Here is an 18,698-nt window from a genome sequence, read left to right as displayed (position 1 = left end):
AGGCGGCCCGAGCCTCGAGGCTCGGGCCGCCTGCCGTGTCGTCAGGACGCGGGCGCAAAACCGTCCCGCGTGAGCTGCGTCTCGATCCGGTTTACTGTCCGGCCCCGCGCCGGCACATAGACATCCGAGATGCCGGTGATCGCGAAACCGAGCTTGGCCTGAACCTTCAGCGAGGCCGCGTTGTCGGCGAGAACGCCGGACAGCAGGACGCATTCCGGTCGCTGGCGAAAGAACGCCTCGATGAGAGCATATGCCGCTTCGCCCATGAAGCCGCGGCCCCAGGCCTGCCGGTTCAGCCAGTATCCCAGGTGCCAGCCATTCCGCTGCCGCTCGATCGAGACCATGCCGATGTGCCCATCACCCTTGTCGGTGATCGCAGCATGCCAGGCATCGCCGGCATGCGCTTCGGCTTGCAGCCACTCGCGGGCATCGCCCAGATGATAGGGCTGGGGCACGCGCAGGAGCATGCGGACAACGTCGTGATCGCAAAGCGAGGCGGCGATTGCCGGCGCATCGGAGAAGGCATGCGGCCGCAAGGTCAGACGCGGCGTCCGGATGACCGGGCAGGGCGGCAAGATCCCGGACGCCCGAGGCTTTGCCTCCGGCCTCTCGCACCTTGGCCGTGCCGGCATATCGAGCTCGAGGGTCATCGTCCGCCTCCCCAGCTTCTCAGAGAGATCCAGGTCTTCCGGTCCAGCCGGAACCACTCGACCGGAACCATGCCGCCCAGGGCCAGGCTGCCGATCATGCCGCCGCCCTGGTACTGGAACCCGCATTTCTGAATGACGCGCCGCGCCGCGACGTTCATGACGCGGCAGCGGGCATCCAGCTGCGCGATATCGCGCGTCCGAAAGGCCATGTCGATCAGCGCCTGCGCGGCTTCGGTCGCATAACCCTTGTTCCAGTGCGGCTCGCCCAGCCAATAGCCGAGTTCCGCAGTGCGCCCATCGTCATGCGGCTCGACGCCGCAGCAGCCGAGAAACGCGCCTGTGTCCGCTTTCGTGATGGCATAGACGCACTTGCCAATCGTGCCGGCGTTCGTGCGTCGCACGAAGTCCGCGGCATCCGCCACCGTGTAGGGATGCGGCATGCGCGAAACCATGGTGGCGATGTTGGCGTTGTTGGCAAGATGGGCAAGGGCGTCGATATCGTCTTCATGGGGCGCGCGCAGGACAAGCCGTGGTGACAACAATATCGGGCAATCGGTCCTTGACCGTTGCGGCCTCGGCCGCTCTTCGGGAAACCGCATCGGGTCTTCCCGTAACAATTCGCTCTGCATGTCTTGATCTCCAGACGTGAAAAAGGGGAGGTGGGTCTTGCCCCATCTCCCCTTTTGTCGTGGTCTGAACCTGAAACGGCCAGCCGGGTCGATGAGACGCCGGCTGTTTTAGAGCGCTACCGGCTTATTCCGCTGCTTCTGCTTTCGGCATCACCGAGACGTACACGCGGCCATTGGCCTTCGTGCGGAAATCCACGTTGCCTGTCGTCAGCGAGAAAATCGTGTGGTCCTTGCCGAGGCCGACATTGGCGCCCGGATGCCACTTCGTCCCGCGCTGGCGCAGGATGATGTTGCCTGGAATGACGGCTTCGCCGCCGAACTTCTTCACGCCAAGGCGCTTGGATTCCGAATCGCGACCGTTACGCGACGAACCGCCAGCTTTTTTGTGTGCCATGGGTCTTCTCCTTTAAACCTTCGATCGATCTTACTTGGCGCCTGCGATGTCCAGGATGCGGACAGTCGTCTGGTGCTGGCGATGGCCGCGCGTGCGCTTGGAGTTCTGGCGACGGCGCTTCTTGAAGGCGATAACCTTCTTGGCACGGCCATGGCCGACGACTTCTGCACTCACGACAGCGCCTTCGACGAAGGGAAGGCCGATCGTGGCGTCGGCGCCGACGCCGACCATCAGGATCTCGGTGAATTCGATCTTGTCGCCTTCGGCGCCACCCAGCTTTTCGATGGTGATGACGTCGTTTGCGGCTACGCGGTACTGCTTACCGCCGGTCTTGATGACTGCGAACATGTCTTGTCCTTGTCTGTTCGGTCCGGCTCTGTCCTCTCGGCTCCGAAAATTCGGAGACCGGTCGTGAACGGCCGTCTTTTTATCAGTCGGAATGGCCAAGAGAAGGTTCTCCCCGGCCGACGAAGCGAATGCCCTTCCGGACATCCGGATGATGTGATGCACCGACCCCGCTTCCGGAATCCGCACCACTTCAGATGCGCCCGTTACGCGAGCTTTAGAAATCTGTCAAGGTAAAAGCCCGGAAATCCCTCAAATTCAAGCCCTTCTCCCTCTTGCCATCCCTCCGAACTNNACCCCGCGGAGAGGTGGCAGAGTGGTCGAATGCACCGCACTCGAAATGCGGCATGCCTGCAAGGGCATCGTGGGTTCAAATCCCACCCTCTCCGCCATCGGAGCCTTTCGATCTAAGGCTTTTTCGACTTAGGTCTAGTCGTCTTTCATGAGAGCTAAGCTTCTCTTGCGTAGATCGCGGCACACTTTCGGCACATCTTTATCCGGTGCTACTTGCGGGTCGTCGCTGAAGTTGCGACAGAGTCTGGACTCAACCGGCGCATCGAAGATGATTGATTCTACTTTAACTCTCCCCAGCCTAGCGTTGTGGTATCAAAGAGGCATGACCCATCCGGTCAAGGCTAAGCCTCCAACCGTCGAGTTACACGTCAATCTCTGGCGACGTATCGGCCGCGATGACGAAGACATAAATTACCTGGACATCGGTGTCAGGGTGATCGAGCAGCGGGATGTCGGCGCGCTCAACCTATACGTTCCCTTTAAGCCCGACCAATGTGTCTTCGAAGATCTAGCCCACTTACTGCGGCGAAATGAAATAGCTAGCGCGGTGTTTAATGAACTTCTGGAGGTTCAGCCGACTGAGGATGGAGCTGGGACCTTCTTTATAAATCAGCGCGGCTCGCATATGTTGAGCGTCCACGAGATCAACCGCCTCTGCGATATCGAGTTCGTTACTGAGTTCCCGGATCAAGCGCCACCTGGATTCGTTATAAAGATCCTTCCCAGCTTCTGCGCCAAGTTTCAGTCGCCGGGCGAGCATTATATTCGTTTTAGGTTGTCTCTCAAGAGAGAGGCTGCTGAGATATTCAGCTCTGATGTCAGTAATGAAGACGGCTGGATTTTGAGTTCGACGACAACGAGTGAGATTACGGAAATAAGAGTAAATGAGGTTAGAAGTATACCTTCGTCAGTTTTACGCCTTGCGGAAATGCATAATTGGCTTTCGCCGCAACTCTCTGCTATTCATTACTTCCTAGTCCGAGATATTAGCTTTGACCTCATTGCATCGCACTCGAGCTTCCGAAAAATCAGACGGATGGAGCCAGTCTGGGACGCATACTTGGGGCCGAACTTCCCGCCTGGATCCGCCCGAAACATGCTTATCTATCACTGGCGCAAGGTCGCCGAGCCCGGTGATCTGGGCGATTTTGTAACTCTAGCGAAATTCCGGCGCTCCAAAACTAACTTGGCGTTTTACATCGTGCTTGTGATCGCACTCGGTAGTTTGGGAAGCGGGCTTCATGCGACGGTATCTCAAGTTCTCAAGCGCGCTACCTGGGAGGGCACTTGGGTTGCATTGCTATTGCTGCCCTCTGGTTGGGAGGTGTTTGTCGCGACCGTTCTTCTGGGGCTGTTTGCGTGGTGGCTTGCTCATATCGCAAAAAAGCGCCCATAACCGTTTATAATTACCGCCATACCTCTATGTCAGAGAGACGATAGGTGTATAGTTCCGACTCGCACCCTGGGAGACATTATGCAATTAGCTCATTTCACATGCGCGCGCACGCTCGCAGCTCAGGTGGATTCTGAGCGGGTTCGCGACCTGATTTCGAACTTTGCAGTTTATTATCCGGGTATCGATAGATGGTTCACATCAAAAGTTCAGCCCGGCCTCATGAGTGGGGCGCGCAAGATCCTTGTCGATGTTGCTGATAATAATAAGTTGAACGCCATTGCAATCCTCAAGAAGAATGATTCTGAAAAAAAGATCTGCACGTTCTGGGTGTCCCCCACCGCGCGAGGACGAGGGGTGGGTAGGCGTCTGTTGGCAGATTCGGTAGCTTGGCTCGAATGCGCTACTCCTCTTCTGACGGTTCCAGAAGAGGAGCTGGCGAACTTTAAGCCCTTGCTTTCAGAAACAGGCTTTAAGCTCACACAGTTTATACCTGGTGCCTATAGGCATGGTTCGATTGAATACGTTTTCAATGGATCAATTCCTACTCGTGGTAATTCCATATTCCAGTAGTGTTTCCTCTAGCAAGTTCTGACTTGCTGAAGGGATAATTTTGAACTGGCACTTGAGAGCATTCGAAAGGTCTTTCATGTAGCCCAGCTCAATCATCTGTAGTTCGCTTATTTTGAGCGCACAACTGTCGCTTAGTCCTGCCCTTCTCGCTAACACAGACGGATCAGTCTTAAGGAAAATGAGCGTATGTATGGGTAGATCAACAAAGAAATCCAGCGGCAGGTAATAAAGCCCCTGTTCAGATGGTATTATTGTGTGACCGTCCCAAATCACTTTTGATCCGATAGACTTTCCAACTAGCCATCTCCTTAATGATATTTGGTTTTCATTAAGATCTTCGAAATTCAACCTTTGTGTTGGTCGCCCTATCTGTTTAAGGATTGAACTTGCCGTCAGGAGAGTGAACTCGGAATTTTTTTCGATAAACGTTTTCAAAGTGGTAGTCTTACCACTCCCGGATGGGCCGCTAACAAAAATCATATTTTTCTCAAGATCTCTGATAATCCGTTACACCATCGCCAAGATTGCGGCGGGGTGAACTCATACCCCTTCTGAAGCTCAGCGCGTGAAAGCTCCGGTAGGTCGATTTCCAACACCTTCAACTTTATGGCGTTGGCGAAGCCGCACCCTTTGAAGTAAGTGTCGAACTCAGCTCTTGTGCATCCCGTCAAGCCCCCAATACTCGTCCAAAGAGCGTCATTTTCCATTGTAATTATTTCTTGAACCTCACATGCACAGACAAGCCTGCAAACAGGTGAGGTTGCATAAATCAAAGCTATGTCCCCTTGAGCATGTTGGGGAGGAGGCCTGCGACGGAGCTCGTAGAGCTTTTGCCGCTCTGCAATCATAGTGGCCCACCTAGGCTTGATGCTAAACATCAACATGCGCGCTACCCTATCGAGCCCTGTAAAGTAGCAAAGGTTTAGAAGGAACGTTGCGGAAACGCCACCTGTTTTGGACAGAGCATTTGCATCTCGCAATTTGGCGGAGGGCATCCTACGCGTGATCTTCGATTTGGTTATAACGATGATGCAGACGCTTCGTGATGGCTTGTGGCTCTCCGTTTAATAACTAGTCGAGGCTGATGATCTTCGCAGCCATAAACGTTTCAAGCTTCTTGAGCCCCGACACCATTCCCTTGCCGAACATCGGCGTGCCGACTGCACCCTTGAGCCAGCACTCCCTCTTCGGCTTGATGTAGGTGAACGCCACGCAGCGCTTCTCATCGATACAGGCCAACCTGCAGTCTAGCGGCGTCCTCGCTGATCGCTCTGGTCTGCTTGAAAGATCTCCACCAGGCAGATCGACATCATCAAAGAGTGCAGTTTGCGGGTCGATCGTCCCAAGGGTAAGTGCAGAGGGATCTGCCTCTGCACCGCTAAGGAAGCGGCCGGAGAATGCGACGCTGTTGCCGTCAGCTCGACCAGCGCTCGACTTGAGGAAGCAGTTTGGCCCTCGCTTGATCTTCGGGTTTGCGTTGAACGTGAAAGCCTTGCACTGGCCATTCATCGCGAGACAGCTCCTCGCGCACTCTCCTGCTTCCGCTACTCGGGAAGACAAGATGTCATCACCAAAGAGATCCAAGCCGGTATAAAGTGCTATCCGGTTAGGGCGGCGGGTGAATTCTTCAAGAGGTGATAGCTTCGCCTGCTGATTTGTCTCCGGCGCTGTAGAAGCCACTGCGGCTTCGGTTGAGGCTTCGATATTGTTCACCCGGTCATTATCTTTCGGAGCTACACCGGCCACGGCAACAGGCACGTCAACAATGGCAGTGGGGGGCTTCTCGAGACCGCTGGTCCGATTGAGTTTGTATTCAGCGACTTCTCCCTGACTGAAGACGTGCATGTCGTCCGGGGGTGTCTTGAACATGATGTGCATCACGTCCATCGGCGTCCCGAACCGGTTCAGCATCTCGATGATGTCAGAGATCGCAAGTTGCGCTCCGACAAGGTCGGGCGACTCCGAGGAGATCTGGTGCACGCCGAGCGCGCCATCGACTTTTCGCTCATCGCCGGCGAGAAAGACAAAGGAGCATGCCGAGAAGCACTTGCTCTCCTTCGGAATGTAGGTCGCCAGCCTGCGTTGATGGATGTCGTCGGCGATTAGCAAGCCCATCTGCACGCTGCCGCCTGGGCTATTGAGAGTGATCAGCTTAGCAGCTGGTGCCGCTTGAAGTGCTCGCCGGAAGTTTAGGCCAGAATTAACGTCGATGTCGCCATCAAGAGCGATGACACCGGGTTTGGTGTCGTCAACCGTGAAGGGGCCAAACTTCTTCTCGCCAGCCGCGACGCCGTTAATTGATACAAGCGATAGCAGAATGCCAGCGAGCGCAGCTCGAAGTCGATGACGCATAGAACAGACCCCTACCGGCAGTCATCAAACTACATCTGCTGTTCAGGAGCAAGGGCCTCCCAGCGGCCGGCTGACCTGCTTGTTCTTACTGTTCATTGTTGCTGCTGGCGGGCCGGGAATCCTCCTTGGCGCCCGTGAAGGGGCATCCTACGCAACATCTCGATCACAAATGGAGAGTGAGATGGCTACGATCAGAAAACTCAGGGGACGCTGGCAAGCTCAGGTCCGACGCCGTGGCACAAAGCCCCGCTGCAAATCCTTCGATACAAAGCTCGAAGCCGAGAAGTGGGCACGCGAGCTGGAGGCGCAGGTCGATCGGTTCGGTGCCGCGCCGGATACTCGTATCCTAGAGAGCACGACGCTCAGCGAGCTCCTGGAACGCTACAAGACAGAAGTGTCGCCCACTAAGCGGGGCTCGGTCCAGGAGATCCAGCGCATCGACGTGCTGAAGCGCCATGACATTGCCTACCGGACGATGATGGGTCTTTCACCGCAGGATATATCGTCGTTCCGCGACGAGCGTCTGAGAACCGTAGCTCCTTCCACCACTGTCCGCGAGCTCGCCATCCTGAGCCACGTCCTCGAGGTCGCAATCCGTGACTGGGGTCTCCCACTTGGCCGCAACGTCGTGAAGCTTGTGCGCCGACCGGTCATCCGAAACGAACGAAAGCGCCGCCTGGAGGGTAATGAGGAGCAGCGTCTGCTCGATGCTTGCTCCGGCGGTAAGATCCCCTACTTCCGCACGTTGCTCATCGTGGCGATCGAGACAGGGATGCGCCGAGGCGAGATCCTCGGCCTACGCTGGGGTGACATCTCGCACAATCGCCGGGTGATCACTCTGACGATGACAAAGAACGGGTCAGGGCGCGAGGTGCCGCTGTCACAGCGCGCCTACAGCGCTCTGAGCGAGTGGAAGGGTCGCTCCGACGAGACGGAGACCCGCGTGTTCGCTATGGCACCTGGTTCACTAGAGCAGGCGTGGTATCGGCTTTTGGCACGAGCAGAAGTTTCCGGGCTGCGCTTCCACGACCTTCGTCATGAAGGAGTCAGCCGGCTGTTCGAGAGAGGACTGAACGTCATCGAAGTCAGCAGCATATCCGGACATAAGGAACTACGCATGTTGAGGCGTTATGCGCATCTTGACGCAGCTGATCTGGTTGCTCGTCTAGGGTGACGATTTTTGCATGCACTCTCGGACATCGAAGTCCTAGAAAAGACAAGGAAGCTCGATGGGGATGCCTTTTGCGCCGCGAGATTTGAAATACCTATCCTCCTCTGCCGGTCGCTTTGAACCGCAGCTTGATATCGCCTACTCTTCACTTCACCATAAATGCGATCGTTCCCGCGGGCTATTAAGCCGGCCGCTACCCGCGGCTGGCCGTCGTGTTGTTGAGGATCTGGACGCATCAGCGCGTCTTGGCGCCAAAGCGGGGACGGTGCGCCGCAAGGACATGACGTTTGCCTGGGCCTTTGGTGAGCAGCGGCTTACCGATGTGTGCCGGCCGGCTGTCCTGAAGATCAGCATGCTCGGCAGCTATGAGCGCGAGGCGCTGACCGATTTCGTGCGGGCCGTTCTGGAGGACGACCGCCCACCGCGGATCCCGTTGCAGAACCTGGCGTTCATGCGGTGCGACGAGGAGCTCGCCCATCTGCTCGACGACCTGCATTTCAGGCGCTACTGGATCGGCGCTGACCTTATCTGCTGGCACCCTGTGACGGGCCAGCGGGAGCTTTTGCTCTAGCCAGTAATCCACAACCGCAAGGTAACGGTGGACTAAGGCCATCTAATATTCTTTCAATAACAATGATTTAGAAATCGCACTCGGGGGATAAACTCTCCACCCGAGGTAAAAGCATTGCTATTGGAAACGAATCAGTAGTAACTGCGAAGCAGCAAGCAGCCATCACCTATTTTTTTTGGTGAGAGGTGTGCCTATGCGAAATCCCAAAGATCAGTTGCGCGTGAAGATCCTATGGTTTGAAGTGTCCGCGATCGGGACGCTTCCGATTATCTTGGCCTTTGTCCTGGCACTTGTCATTTTGGTGCTGCGCCCGCTCATTGCATAGCCGCGCACAACCTGCCGCACTCCATGCGTGGCGCAGTTATATTCTAAGCATCAGCAACGCTTAGAGAGCGCCAGTCATGCCTCCTATTCTCTTCACCCCACGCAAGAGCGCCCGCTCTTTCACCCGCCTGAGCATGCGTCTGTCGGAAACCGACGTCGGCAAACTGCAGCGCGGCCGCTGGCGCGCAGAAATCACCGATCAGAACACCAAGACGCGCTACCTGGTGCGCGGCGCACCGATCTGTGCAGGAGACGCCTACGGCTTTGACCGGGATCTCTCCGACGCCGAGCTGATCGCTTAGCCGACCCTCGACAATTAGAAGAACATAAAGGTAAGCTGCCCGTCACCAATGGGCGGGGGCTTGCATGGGTGTTTCTCGGTTACGCAACAAGACGAAACTGCGCCTCGTGTCATCGCGCACCAACTATCGGCTAGAGGTGCTCTACAATGGCGACGAGATGCTCACGACCGTTATGGGCATTCAGAGCCTCGGCAAGCTTCTGTCCGACATCGGCGCCCTGAAAGAGCATTCCGTCCAGGATTGGGTTCGCATCATCGTCACCAGCGAGACCCCTCCGGAGTTCATCCTCAATAAGGAGACCGGCATCTCCGTCCGGGTAACGCCAACTCTGGCTGACCAGGACTACGACCCCAAGATGCTCAACTGAGGAACAAAGCGTCCATCATCATGTTCTCCCGCTCAACAGGGAGAACCATATGACCAGTGGACCACGCGACAACTCCTCCGGACCAGACCGCGCTTTTGATTGCCAGGAGAGCCTCGGCCTTCCCGTTACGCGCATCATCGATGATGCGGTCATGGCTGGCTGGACAACACCGGAGGTCTTTGACGCCCTCGAGGAAGTGATCCGCAACCGTCGCCTCTCTTACGCAGAAGACCCAGATCCGGCCGACGCACCCTCGGAGATCTCCATGGTGAGCACGCTAGACGGAGCCACAGCCAACCTCTAGCGCACCACGTTGACGACGCCGCCTCCAAGCGTCATCCTCCGGGCACCGACACAGGAGACCATCGTGACTAGCCGCAACGACTTATACAAGTTCCTCGCCAAATCGGTCATCAAGAACGCCTGCTGAAGAACGACGGCGAGGTAGCCATGTCGAGCAATGGTGCCATGTTCATCCGCATAGGGGCGCAGGTCTTCAAGATCAACATCGAGGATGTCGACGCCATCAGCGCTCACGAGCGTCCGGAGGAGCAGGCGAAGCTGTTCATGTCGACCCAGCCGTTCCTCTATACAGCCGAGGAGGACCGCAACGATCGTGACCCGAACGAGCCGGAAGCCCACCCGACATGAGCCAATAGCGGAATGCTATATTTGAACCCTGCATTCATAGGCGTCATTACTTAGGAGACACGTATGGCCAGCCCCAATGAAATCCTTAACGCTCTGGCGACTGCCTATCGGGACGCCGGTCGTCTCGATGAACATTCCGCAGCCGCACTTGACCACAGTGGAAAGCTTTATATTCGGATCGACGATCAGGTGTTCGAGATCGAAGCCGCTGAGGTTGACTTCCAAAGCTGGGCAGACCCCACGACACCTGACGACTTCATGAACAATTTGCCCTTTGTGATCGAGAAGCGATAGCCCGGTTAGACATCAAGCAGTGATTGCTCCGAACCATTTGACAGTCCTATCTAGCCTACCTGTTCAATCTTACGTTGGTTGCCCAATGTTGACACTCAACCACATTCTGCCAACATAGGCGCCAACATCAGGCCATCCAGAGGCCCGAAATCGCTATTCCGGCCAGGCCGACTGACAACATACGACTGCTAATATACCCCTGAAACATACCGCTATGTTGACATATGTTTACCTTATGTTGACAGAAACAGCCCGTTTTTGCGTTTTTCGGAAAAGTGTCAACTTGAGCGATCGCTAATCCTCAATCTCAGCTCGACTCATAGAAGCTCACAGAGAGCGACCGCATACATAGATAAGCAACGAGAGCAGACAGGCACACGGACGCGCTCACAGACGAACGTCGTGTCAAACCCGAAGCGCTACGGGGTAAGGGTCAATACGTATTCGAAGACGACACCGAGAGGGCGCTACACCAACACCGCCCATAGAGACCGAGAGAGCCGACCATCTATGAGAGGAGACTGATACGTAGAGAGGTAGAGGTGCATGCGCGTAAGTGAGTAGACGCTAAGAGAGAATGCCAGAAAGTATGCGGATGTGTGAGAGCGCGGTAGAGAGCTGTTATAGGAGGTCGGTGGCCGCGCCACGGTTATCCGCCATCCCAAGCACCCGCCCATCACCTCCCGCGCCATGCCATGCCGATTCATGGACAGCCGAGGCACATCACAATGCCGACAAGGTTGATGCACCCTGGCGATCTGTGAACACACGACAGCCTGCTCCGCGTCGATAAGGCTCTTCGGATACAGCGCTCCGGCGCCGACGAGGTCAATGATGAAGCGCCGTTTTTGAGAACATCAACGAGGTCGATGTCGCCGGCCAGCAATACATCGCGATGACAACCGAGGACTGAGGCGGCGGTAGCGCCGACGAAATGCATAAAGCTCCTGTCCTATACGATAGACACAGCATCGATCGCGGCAGGCAAAACGATGGCTGTCCGCTGGATGATGCCGCTGAAGAGATAGGATATAGGTCTGACTTGCCCTCTTCGCGTAACTCGACGCAGGAGCTCGTAGGCGAGCATCCGCTTGCCCTCGTGCATGACACTGAAATTGGTTCCGGTTTGTGCCAGTGCGAATCCTGGTGTCTTCAAGCATATGTTTACATGATCAGCGTCGCTCAGCCGAGGAGGGGAACAGCACCTTGCTGTTGCTCGACCCTCCGTCTTCTTTGGTGGCGAGCGTAGCGAGCCGCAGGCTCTCGACCAGCCGGAGCGCCTGTCACGTTTTCTGCGTTTTCTCCCTATGTATATATACTCTTAATTTTAATATTAGAATACAGTGAGGAAAGGCACAAAGCGTGACGCTCATGATCTCCGCGGTCCCACGGGAAGCCCCGTTATAATGGAAGTGTAAGTGAAGAAGGAGTCACGCATGAACGCATTGGAAACCATTACTACTCTTCCGGCCGTGGAAGGTGCGGTAGAACGTAACTGCCATGAACGCTATCGTGGAAATGCACCTCTAAGTGCTGCAATCGATGCCTGGCGCCGGAAGCGCAGTGAGGATGTGCACCGGAAGGTCGCCGCTGCCTCTGCTGCCGTCTCACGCAAGAAGTATCGCGAGGAGAGGGCCGCTCAGGGGCTGACGGTGCGCCCGCACACCTACCATGATCACGTTCCTCAGCAGCCCCATGAACACCGTGAAGACTACGAAAAGCGGATCCATCGCGACCGCGAACGCGAAAGGCGCGGTGTCACCGCGCAGACTGTGCGACCCTATCACGATCTGTCGAACATGACGGAGGAAGAGAAGGCAGAGCATCGTAGGACGCAGGCCAAGCTTCGGAAGGCGAACGAGCGGAAGCGCAAGGCGGAGGCAAAGGACTCGCCTATCGAACCGAACGTGTTAGAGGTTGGGTATGCTAGTGACCCCAACTTCGGCAGGTTCTGATTCATGCGGCGCAATGGTCTGAGCGAGGAACTGCGGTTGCGCTTTGCGGGAGTTGCCACGAAGTATCTCGATCCCGGGCTGAATTAGTTGAAGGGATCGGAACATTTTTGTTGCATGAAGAGGGAGAAGCCTCGCTTCAGAGTGAAGGCTAAGTGCGCCCTCTTCCTTCATCGTCACACTCATCGCAATAGCATGTTTGAGCGATTGGTGCACGAATAGACCATTTCCAATTTGTGCACCTCTTGACTGGGACTCGTCGTGTTGCGCGGCTCCTGAGCGCAATTGGTGCTTGCCCCAAAGTGTTCGATGCCTGCAGACGGCCAGTCTACCAAATCGTCCTCTACGCGGCTGTAAGGCACCGAACCCGCTCATTCGCAGTGGGATCGCGGAACCAGGCCTTGATTGCGGCGCATGAGGTGCTGTCTCTTGTCGCAGATGCATTGCACCTCCGCAGCTCCGGCACATAAGATTTACCGCTTCCGCAAATCCAGCTCGATGCTTTAGCCGTCATGTTGTCGGCCTACCCAAGGACAGGTAACGCGCTAAAAAGAGGACGCTAATTAAACCACGCGCAAGATCGACGCTCGACTTCGCGCATCCGAGCACCCAGCCCGCTATAACGAAAACATGAATGACAAGCATAGGAGCTGATCATGTTTTCATTAGAGGCGCTGCAGAGGATGTCGCACGCAGCGAAGAGTTACGCGTCCCATTGCGATACCGTCGAGGAGCTCGAGGGGCCCTATCTTTCCTACCCGCCGGAGCGACAGCGCGTTCCTCACCCTGCAACCTTCGCCAAGTTTTCGATCACCGAGAAGATCGCGATTATCGAAGCGGTCCAGCGCGAACTCGACTACCTGACTGAAGGAGTAAGGTCTGGCGCGATCACGCCAAACCATCGCGGCAGAGGTGCGGCGTTGAAGGATCTTCGCGCTCGGCAGATGCGCCTCAACAAGTTGGCCAGAGCCTTTGGCTTTCACCGGGAGTGGCGGTTGCGGGTAAGGACAAAGGCGATTGGTCGGCCGCTTCAGCTGGATCATAACTGTTGACGTGGTGGGGCAGGGTGCTTGCCGATCGTTTTGGCGAGTTCTTGTGCCGGCGTCGCGCGATCCGATACAGGATCTGCTTCATTAGCACCGCATATCGCTCACAAGCCGGAGGGTCTGGCAATGTAACAGTATGCTGAAAATGCTATATCTTTATGAGTTATATCAACATTAGGCTTGCGGTTATAGCGCTACATCCTTCCGGTTCGGCAATGCATGCTTCCGAATAGTAGGGCAGCTGTTGCGGGCAATTATAGGGTGTCCTGCACAAGCAACCCGGCACCCTCATGAGGAAATGATGATCTACGACTACATGAAAGCCCGTCGGTTTCTGCGGAACCGCATTGAGCACATTGCGGAAACCCGCGACCTCATTTGCACCACCCGGTTCGATGAATGCACAATCTCCCTGCGCGAGCTTTGCTCTGCCATGGTCAGCGATCCCGAGCCGTTCCCGCAGCATCTCGACGAGAGCATCGGCAGTATCTGCGCGCATGAGTATCGAATCTGGCTTCGGAAGGAGAGGACCTACGGTGACGCAGCAGCTCTTCTGATCGCGTTGTTGGATGCAACGGCGAATGGTTCGCGGCCAGCTCAGGGGATGTGGGTAACGGATGTCCTCCGCCAACGGCGGGATGTGGGGTGCGGCGCCGTGGCTAGCGGAGGTGCATAGCGGACCCTCTGTAGAACGCGCAATGCAATCGGACGGCCGAATATGGGGTTCCAGCAGAGCGATGTCAGCTTAATGAAACTTCCGTTCGCTGAGCGAGAGCATGGATACGTCGCTATCTGGCGGGCGCTTAGTCTTCACATGATGGGCGCGATGGCAGAGTTCGAAAGAGCCATTATCTGTTAACGCACCAAGGCGGCGATGGTAGCTGCAAGAGCATGAGGATCTCATATTGGACGCCGTCGCTCTATGACCGAAGTGCAGACCGAGGCAGCGAGGCACTCTGTCGAGATCGACCTGGAGCCGATCTCTAAGGTGGCTGCAACGTATCAGGTCCATCCGAAAACGCTGTCTCGTGTTCTACGGGGTGTCCAGATGCAAAAGCATTGTTGATTAAATCGGCTGGGAGGGTCGCTGGCGCGTCTGGCAGATTCATAGCTGCGACGCAACGTTTATGACCCCCAAGCCAGCCAGTGAACATCCTCGAGTCAAGCCAGCTATGCCAAAGCCAGCCTGCTCTTCTCAAGCGCTTCCCGAGCCCAAGGAGCCCATAAAACCGACGGCGGCATCCAGAACCACCCGCCTATTTCGTCCCCAACGACCTCGGATATGCCGGTCACCGCGCAGGCCGCAGTCAACAGACAGATCCATGCTGCTCTCTTCTCGTGGTCGGTCTCGGCTCGCATCGCGGCGAGCAGCTCCTGATTGCGCCAATTGAGAGCCTTGAAAACGTCGCTGAGAACGCCACTGTCGACAGCGTGATCATACAGCCAGTCGAACTTCTTTCGCTTCCCCGCCGCGGGCATTGCAAAGCGCGACTCGGGCAGAAGAACGCCGAGGAAGGCGTTGGGGAAGGCTTCGATCACTGAGGTGCCCGGCCGAATAGCCTTCTCGATCGCGTCACTCGGCAGTGCAAGATGGAGAACCTGCTCGGCGGTCTGAGCCGCCGCACGGCGCAGGTCCTTGCCATAGCCATGATTGCTCAAGCCCGGCTTGCATCGCGTCTGGAAGGCGCCGCGAATGAACAGGCGTTCGCACAAGCGGTCCAAGCTGTCATCTGCACCAATACGGACAAGCGGCCCGTCGATTGCAATCACCGAGAAGGCTGTTGACGGCGGGATGTGGAGGCTACGGCGGTCCCAGTCCGAATGTGTCCTCGCTGCTTTGAATTGCCCGCACTTGCTCCAGGCAATGCCTGTTGTCGGCCGTGACTTCGAAAAGCCGACATCGATCCCAAGAAGAGCAATCTGGTCGAGATCGACGGCTGGCTTGTTCATCCTGCTGCGCTTTCGTTCAACCCTCGGATCACTTCAACCAGTCTCTTCGTCTTCTCGAAGTCGAACACCTGTTGCGGGCCTTCTGGCGCCATGTCGATGAAGGGGCTTTCATAGAGCAGGCCGGGATCCATCACGCCCTTCTCGGTCAGGTGCTCGATCACCATGTCAAGGAATTCGATCTGGTCGGCGGTGACGCTGGTATCCGAGAGAAAACTGCTGAAGGCTTCGGCAACGGCGGCCCGGTCGAGCCCTACCAGCGAGCGGATGAAGAGGCCAAACCCGTGGGCAAGCTCACTGGCCTTTTCGAGGTGGGCCGCCTCGCCGATGCCGGCGGAGAGCAGCATCTGCCGGAGCTCCTCGATGTCGGTCGTCGTCAGCGGCTTGCCGTGGCGAAGCTTGGCAATGGCGATGTGGTCCTCATGCTCGCGCAGGAAATGCCGGGCCTTTTTCTTGAAGCGGGCAAAGTCTACCGCGCCGACCTCCGGCAAATCGTGCTCGATGCCCTGACCCAGCTCATCGACGAAATTGGTGTAGACGATCGCCTTGCGGCCTTTCTCGATGTGGTGCACCAGGCCGCGAAGCCTGAGCCGCACCAGCTCCAGCAGCGGCACGGTGATGCCCTCCCACCAGGGATCGGAGAGAATGTCGAGGATCAGCGCGTGCTGCGCGGCAATCGGGGGGATAGCGGTCTGCTCGTCCAGCACTGAAGCGATCTCGATCAGTTGCTTCTTCAGCCGGTCGAAGTTTTTTGCGCCCTTCAGCAGCGCCAGCTCCAGACTGAACATCAAGAGATCGAAGCGCTTTGCCTCCTCGGCCTCGCTCTTCATTTGGTTGGGCAGCGGTGCCACTTCGTCCAGCAGCTCGTCGCGCATGGTGTCGGAGAGACTGCTCCAGGCCTGTGGTGCCTGGTATTTCTCCACCAGCTTGCGCCGGGTGCGAACGATGAAGTTGTCGAGGTTCATGGTGCCGACATAGCTCTTCAGGAAATCGAGCGCGTCTGCCCGGATGGTGTCCTCGCTCGGGACCGCGTTCGGTCCGGCATCATAGGCCTCGCCGTCTTCGGCAACCCCCGGCGGCCGCTCCAGCGCCTGTTTGTCGTCCAGCGCCCGCACCAGATCGAAGCGCGCGGCAAACAGCCGCTCGCTCAGCGACTTGGCATTACGTCCTTCGTCTGGTTTGGGGTTCTCCTTGAAGAACTCGAGGTTCTGGCAATAGTCGAAGACGCGGAAGAACTCCTTGTCTTCGCCGGGGCCGAACAGATCCGGGCAGAGCCGCGTGCCGCGGCCAATAATCTGCCAGAACTTGGTCTTCGAGCGGATCAGCTTGAACAGCACGAGATTGACCACCTCGGGCACGTCGATTCCGGTGTCGAGCATGTCGACGGAAATGGCGATATGGGGGCCGGCGTCCTTCTTGGAGAAATCGTCGATCAGGCTCTGCGCATAGTCGGTCTTGAAGGTGATGACGCGGGCGAAGTGCCCGGCCAGATGCGGATAGGCCTTGTTGAACCGCTGTTCGATGAATTCCGCATGGGCCTGGTTCTTGGCAAAGATGATGGTTTTGCCCAGCCGGTCGCCGCCCGCCACCTTCACGCCATCGGTCATCACATGCGCCAGCACCTTGTCGACGGTGTCGGCGTTGAACAGCCATTTGTTGACCGCCTCGGCATTGACGCTGTCGGGTGGGTCACCGTCCTCCTCGTCCCATTCCAGCATGTCCCACTGCTCTCTCTCTGTCTCGGAAAGATCGTCGTAACGAATACCCTCACGGACGAATTTAAGCGGCACTGAGACGGAAACCGGCGGCACGAGCCAGCCATCTGCTATCGCCTGATCAAGCGCATAGGCATCGGTGGGCACACCGTCTTCCAGGTCGAACAGGCCATAGGTGTTGTGGTCGATTTCGTCCTTCGGCGTCGCGGTCAGTCCCACCAGCAGGCTGTCGAAATAGTCGAAGATCGCACCATAGCGCTGATAGACCGAGCGGTGTGCCTCGTCGATGATCACGAGGTCGAAATGGCCGGGGCCGAAGCGGGCTGTGCTGGCCGATTTTGTATCCGCCTTGCCAGACTGCCGCTCGTCAATCAGGTTCATCATGGTCGGATAGGTCGAAAGAAAGACGCGGCCCTCGGCTGTCTTCTCCGTCACCAGGTTGACCGGCGAGGAGTCCGGCAAATGCGCCTTGAAGGCCCGCAACGCCTGGTTGACCAGCGCCACGCGGTCGGCCAGGAACAGCACGCGCTTGACCCAGCCGGCGCGCATCAGCTGGTCGACCAGCGCGATCACCATGCGCGTCTTGCCGGAGCCGGTGGCCATAACAAGGAGTGCCTTGCGGCCTCGATCCTTCTCAAAAGCTTCTGCGACCCTCCGGATCGCTCCGAACTGGTATGAACGCTCAACGATGTTCTTGTCGATCGGAGATCCGGTGACCGGCCGCCGGCTTTGCCGCCGCTGGATCAGCAGCTGCAGCTCGTCTTTCTTGTAGAAGCCGGACACGTTGCGCGGCGGATATGCCAGATCGTCCCACAGCCAGTGATCATAACCATTGGTGTAGAAGATAACCGGGCGCTGGCCGTATTGCCGCTCCAGCCCGTCGGCATAAAGCTTGGCCTGCTGCTGGCCGGCTGTCGCATCGCGCTTGGTGCGCTTGGCCTCGATCACCGCGAGCGGCCTGCCGTCATCGCCCCACAGCACGTAATCGGCAAAGCCCTCGCCCTTCTGGTTGGGCATGCCGGGGATGGGGAATTCCCGGTCGCGCGCCTCGCTCAGCGGCCAGCCGGCTTCCCTCAGCAGCAGATCGATATAGAGGTCGCGGGTCTCGGCCTCCGAATAGTCGTGGGCGTCCGGCCGCGCCTCGTTCTGCCAGCGCACGCGAGCAATCTCGTCGCGCAGAACCTGCAGTTCCGCGTCGCGCTCCGCTTTGTCGCGCAGGAGGTCGGCAAAGGCCTTGTCGCGCGCCTCGGTCTCGGCCTTCAGGCGCGTCAGCTCGACAAAGGCCTTCTTCACCACGTCTGTCTTGCGGGTGAGCAAGGCCGGGTCGAAGCTCAAGCTGTCGGCGGGCGGGCGGCGCGCATAGCTGCGGGCCAGCCAGAAGCACAGGTGAAACAGCTCGCGCACGGCGTCGCCCGCATCTTTTGCCTGCGTCTGCCGGCTTTCATGGACCGCCTGGTTGCCGATGCGGATGATCAGCTTTGCCTTGGTGAAGACAGCCGGCCCGGCGCGCTCGACAAAGCTCGGCTCGTGGATCAGCGCGGAAATCTTGTCGTCATAGGGAAAGTGCAGGCTCTTGTCGTGCTTGTAGGCCCATTGCACCGCCAGTTCCACCGTGCGGCGCGCATAAAAGGCCGCGGCCCGCGGATCGCCCGCCGCATAGCTCTCCGCCTGCCTCGCGCTGTCGAAGATCTCGGGAAATTCGGCAGAGAGAAAGGCGAAATTGGACAT

20 protein-coding genes and 1 tRNA gene are annotated in these 18,698 nt (G+C 57.4%); 13 read left to right on the top strand and 8 right to left on the bottom strand.

Annotated features, from left to right (window positions below; all coding sequences use genetic code 11):
* Nucleotides 1-41 precede the first annotated feature (41 nt).
* The 4 genes from ASG03_RS01075 to rplU all read right to left on the bottom strand — a co-directional run bounded on the left by ASG03_RS01075 (nt 42) and on the right by rplU (nt 2,021).
* Nucleotides 42-650 carry a GNAT family N-acetyltransferase gene (locus tag ASG03_RS01075; RefSeq protein ID WP_244475122.1) on the bottom strand — a complete coding sequence of 203 codons (609 nt, stop codon included), beginning with the start codon at nt 648-650 and terminating at the stop codon, nt 42-44.
* Complete coding sequence (locus ASG03_RS01070; protein WP_062691582.1) at nt 647-1,279, bottom strand: GNAT family N-acetyltransferase; 633 nt, start codon at nt 1,277-1,279, stop codon at nt 647-649. The genes ASG03_RS01075 and ASG03_RS01070 overlap by 4 nt, the downstream gene beginning before the upstream one ends.
* Nucleotides 1,280-1,403: 124 nt before the next feature.
* Nucleotides 1,404-1,673: a 50S ribosomal protein L27 gene (gene rpmA, locus ASG03_RS01065; RefSeq protein WP_062477551.1), complete on the bottom strand. Its 270-nt coding sequence runs from the start codon at nt 1,671-1,673 to the stop codon at nt 1,404-1,406.
* Between the two features lie 30 nt (nt 1,674-1,703).
* Complete coding sequence (rplU, locus tag ASG03_RS01060; protein WP_062691580.1) at nt 1,704-2,021, bottom strand: 50S ribosomal protein L21; 318 nt, start codon at nt 2,019-2,021, stop codon at nt 1,704-1,706.
* Between the two features lie 299 nt (nt 2,022-2,320).
* Here rplU and ASG03_RS01055 point away from each other — a divergent pair.
* The 3 genes from ASG03_RS01055 (at nt 2,321) to ASG03_RS20890 (ending at nt 4,278) form a co-directional block, all read left to right on the top strand.
* Nucleotides 2,321-2,410 (top strand) — tRNA-Ser (locus tag ASG03_RS01055).
* Nucleotides 2,411-2,634: 224 nt separating this feature from the next.
* The gene (locus tag ASG03_RS01050; RefSeq protein WP_062691578.1) at nt 2,635-3,708 is read left to right on the top strand and encodes a hypothetical protein; all 1,074 of its coding nucleotides are present in this window, start codon (nt 2,635-2,637) and stop codon (nt 3,706-3,708) included.
* 78 nt (nt 3,709-3,786) lie between these two features.
* On the top strand, nt 3,787-4,278 hold the full coding sequence (locus ASG03_RS20890; protein WP_082475477.1) for a GNAT family N-acetyltransferase: 492 nt from the start codon (nt 3,787-3,789) through the stop codon (nt 4,276-4,278).
* Here ASG03_RS20890 and ASG03_RS22195 read toward each other — a convergent pair.
* Together ASG03_RS22195 and ASG03_RS01035 are read right to left on the bottom strand one after the other, a co-directional pair.
* On the bottom strand, nt 4,243-4,758 hold the full coding sequence (locus tag ASG03_RS22195) for an AAA family ATPase (protein ID WP_082475476.1): 516 nt from the start codon (nt 4,756-4,758) through the stop codon (nt 4,243-4,245). The genes ASG03_RS20890 and ASG03_RS22195 overlap by 36 nt on opposite strands.
* A gap of 591 nt (nt 4,759-5,349) precedes the next feature.
* Nucleotides 5,350-6,630, bottom strand: coding sequence for a PAN domain-containing protein (locus ASG03_RS01035; protein WP_244475121.1), 1,281 nt, complete (start codon nt 6,628-6,630; stop codon nt 5,350-5,352).
* Between the two features lie 181 nt (nt 6,631-6,811).
* Here ASG03_RS01035 and ASG03_RS01030 point away from each other — a divergent pair, with 181 nt between their 5' ends.
* From ASG03_RS01030 to ASG03_RS00990, 10 genes are all read left to right on the top strand, one after another.
* Nucleotides 6,812-7,804: an integrase gene (locus ASG03_RS01030; RefSeq protein ID WP_062691572.1), complete on the top strand. Its 993-nt coding sequence runs from the start codon at nt 6,812-6,814 to the stop codon at nt 7,802-7,804.
* A gap of 55 nt (nt 7,805-7,859) precedes the next feature.
* Nucleotides 7,860-8,372, top strand: coding sequence for a hypothetical protein (locus ASG03_RS21250; protein WP_156381683.1), 513 nt, complete (start codon nt 7,860-7,862; stop codon nt 8,370-8,372).
* Nucleotides 8,373-8,773: 401 nt separating this feature from the next.
* Complete coding sequence (locus tag ASG03_RS21245; protein WP_156381682.1) at nt 8,774-8,998, top strand: hypothetical protein; 225 nt, start codon at nt 8,774-8,776, stop codon at nt 8,996-8,998.
* A gap of 64 nt (nt 8,999-9,062) precedes the next feature.
* Entirely contained in the window at nt 9,063-9,365 is a 303-nt protein-coding gene (locus ASG03_RS01020) for a hypothetical protein (protein ID WP_156381681.1), read from the top strand.
* Between the two features lie 49 nt (nt 9,366-9,414).
* The gene (locus ASG03_RS01015) at nt 9,415-9,669 is read left to right on the top strand and encodes a hypothetical protein (protein WP_062691565.1); all 255 of its coding nucleotides are present in this window, start codon (nt 9,415-9,417) and stop codon (nt 9,667-9,669) included.
* Nucleotides 9,670-9,815: 146 nt separating this feature from the next.
* Entirely contained in the window at nt 9,816-10,016 is a 201-nt protein-coding gene (locus ASG03_RS01010) for a hypothetical protein (RefSeq protein ID WP_062691563.1), read from the top strand.
* 63 nt (nt 10,017-10,079) lie between these two features.
* Complete coding sequence (locus ASG03_RS01005; RefSeq protein ID WP_062691561.1) at nt 10,080-10,310, top strand: hypothetical protein; 231 nt, start codon at nt 10,080-10,082, stop codon at nt 10,308-10,310.
* A gap of 1,436 nt (nt 10,311-11,746) precedes the next feature.
* Entirely contained in the window at nt 11,747-12,265 is a 519-nt protein-coding gene (locus ASG03_RS01000; RefSeq protein ID WP_156381680.1) for a hypothetical protein, read from the top strand.
* A gap of 653 nt (nt 12,266-12,918) precedes the next feature.
* A complete protein-coding gene (locus tag ASG03_RS00995) occupies nt 12,919-13,314 on the top strand; it encodes a hypothetical protein (protein ID WP_062691557.1) in 396 nt (131 codons plus the stop codon).
* Nucleotides 13,315-13,606: 292 nt separating this feature from the next.
* A complete protein-coding gene (locus ASG03_RS00990) occupies nt 13,607-13,984 on the top strand; it encodes a hypothetical protein (RefSeq protein WP_156381678.1) in 378 nt (125 codons plus the stop codon).
* 494 nt (nt 13,985-14,478) lie between these two features.
* On the opposite strand, the gene ASG03_RS00985 is transcribed toward ASG03_RS00990, so the two are convergent.
* Both ASG03_RS00985 and ASG03_RS00980 read right to left on the bottom strand, forming a co-directional pair.
* The gene (locus ASG03_RS00985) at nt 14,479-15,258 is read right to left on the bottom strand and encodes a hypothetical protein (protein ID WP_062691553.1); all 780 of its coding nucleotides are present in this window, start codon (nt 15,256-15,258) and stop codon (nt 14,479-14,481) included.
* Nucleotides 15,255-18,698 carry a DEAD/DEAH box helicase family protein gene (locus ASG03_RS00980; protein WP_062691551.1) on the bottom strand — a complete coding sequence of 1,148 codons (3,444 nt, stop codon included), beginning with the start codon at nt 18,696-18,698 and terminating at the stop codon, nt 15,255-15,257. Before ASG03_RS00980 ends, ASG03_RS00985 begins: the two co-directional genes overlap by 4 nt.

Origin of the sequence: Rhizobium sp. Leaf341, from assembly GCF_001424325.1 — a bacterium.
In the GTDB taxonomy this organism is placed as follows: domain Bacteria; phylum Pseudomonadota; class Alphaproteobacteria; order Rhizobiales; family Rhizobiaceae; genus Ferranicluibacter.
This window is presented reverse-complemented; position numbering and strand designations above follow the sequence as displayed.

What these genes read in the sequence shown, in the direction of transcription:
- ASG03_RS01075 (WP_244475122.1), bottom strand. Translation starts at nt 650, where the DNA reads ATGACCCTCGAGCTCGATATGCCGGCACGGCCAAGGTGCGAGAGGCCG.
- ASG03_RS01070 (WP_062691582.1), bottom strand. Translation starts at nt 1,279, where the DNA reads ATGCAGAGCGAATTGTTACGGGAAGACCCGATGCGGTTTCCCGAAGAG.
- rpmA (WP_062477551.1), bottom strand. Translation starts at nt 1,673, where the DNA reads ATGGCACACAAAAAAGCTGGCGGTTCGTCGCGTAACGGTCGCGATTCG.
- rplU (WP_062691580.1), bottom strand. Translation starts at nt 2,021, where the DNA reads ATGTTCGCAGTCATCAAGACCGGCGGTAAGCAGTACCGCGTAGCCGCA.
- ASG03_RS01050 (WP_062691578.1), top strand. Translation starts at nt 2,635, where the DNA reads ATGACCCATCCGGTCAAGGCTAAGCCTCCAACCGTCGAGTTACACGTC.
- ASG03_RS20890 (WP_082475477.1), top strand. Translation starts at nt 3,787, where the DNA reads ATGCAATTAGCTCATTTCACATGCGCGCGCACGCTCGCAGCTCAGGTG.
- ASG03_RS22195 (WP_082475476.1), bottom strand. Translation starts at nt 4,758, where the DNA reads ATGATTTTTGTTAGCGGCCCATCCGGGAGTGGTAAGACTACCACTTTG.
- ASG03_RS01035 (WP_244475121.1), bottom strand. Translation starts at nt 6,630, where the DNA reads ATGCGTCATCGACTTCGAGCTGCGCTCGCTGGCATTCTGCTATCGCTT.
- ASG03_RS01030 (WP_062691572.1), top strand. Translation starts at nt 6,812, where the DNA reads ATGGCTACGATCAGAAAACTCAGGGGACGCTGGCAAGCTCAGGTCCGA.
- ASG03_RS21250 (WP_156381683.1), top strand. Translation starts at nt 7,860, where the DNA reads ATGGGGATGCCTTTTGCGCCGCGAGATTTGAAATACCTATCCTCCTCT.
- ASG03_RS21245 (WP_156381682.1), top strand. Translation starts at nt 8,774, where the DNA reads ATGCCTCCTATTCTCTTCACCCCACGCAAGAGCGCCCGCTCTTTCACC.
- ASG03_RS01020 (WP_156381681.1), top strand. Translation starts at nt 9,063, where the DNA reads ATGGGTGTTTCTCGGTTACGCAACAAGACGAAACTGCGCCTCGTGTCA.
- ASG03_RS01015 (WP_062691565.1), top strand. Translation starts at nt 9,415, where the DNA reads ATGACCAGTGGACCACGCGACAACTCCTCCGGACCAGACCGCGCTTTT.
- ASG03_RS01010 (WP_062691563.1), top strand. Translation starts at nt 9,816, where the DNA reads ATGTCGAGCAATGGTGCCATGTTCATCCGCATAGGGGCGCAGGTCTTC.
- ASG03_RS01005 (WP_062691561.1), top strand. Translation starts at nt 10,080, where the DNA reads ATGGCCAGCCCCAATGAAATCCTTAACGCTCTGGCGACTGCCTATCGG.
- ASG03_RS01000 (WP_156381680.1), top strand. Translation starts at nt 11,747, where the DNA reads ATGAACGCATTGGAAACCATTACTACTCTTCCGGCCGTGGAAGGTGCG.
- ASG03_RS00995 (WP_062691557.1), top strand. Translation starts at nt 12,919, where the DNA reads ATGTTTTCATTAGAGGCGCTGCAGAGGATGTCGCACGCAGCGAAGAGT.
- ASG03_RS00990 (WP_156381678.1), top strand. Translation starts at nt 13,607, where the DNA reads ATGATGATCTACGACTACATGAAAGCCCGTCGGTTTCTGCGGAACCGC.
- ASG03_RS00985 (WP_062691553.1), bottom strand. Translation starts at nt 15,258, where the DNA reads ATGAACAAGCCAGCCGTCGATCTCGACCAGATTGCTCTTCTTGGGATC.
- ASG03_RS00980 (WP_062691551.1), bottom strand. Translation starts at nt 18,698, where the DNA reads ATGTCCAATTTCGCCTTTCTCTCTGCCGAATTTCCCGAGATCTTCGAC.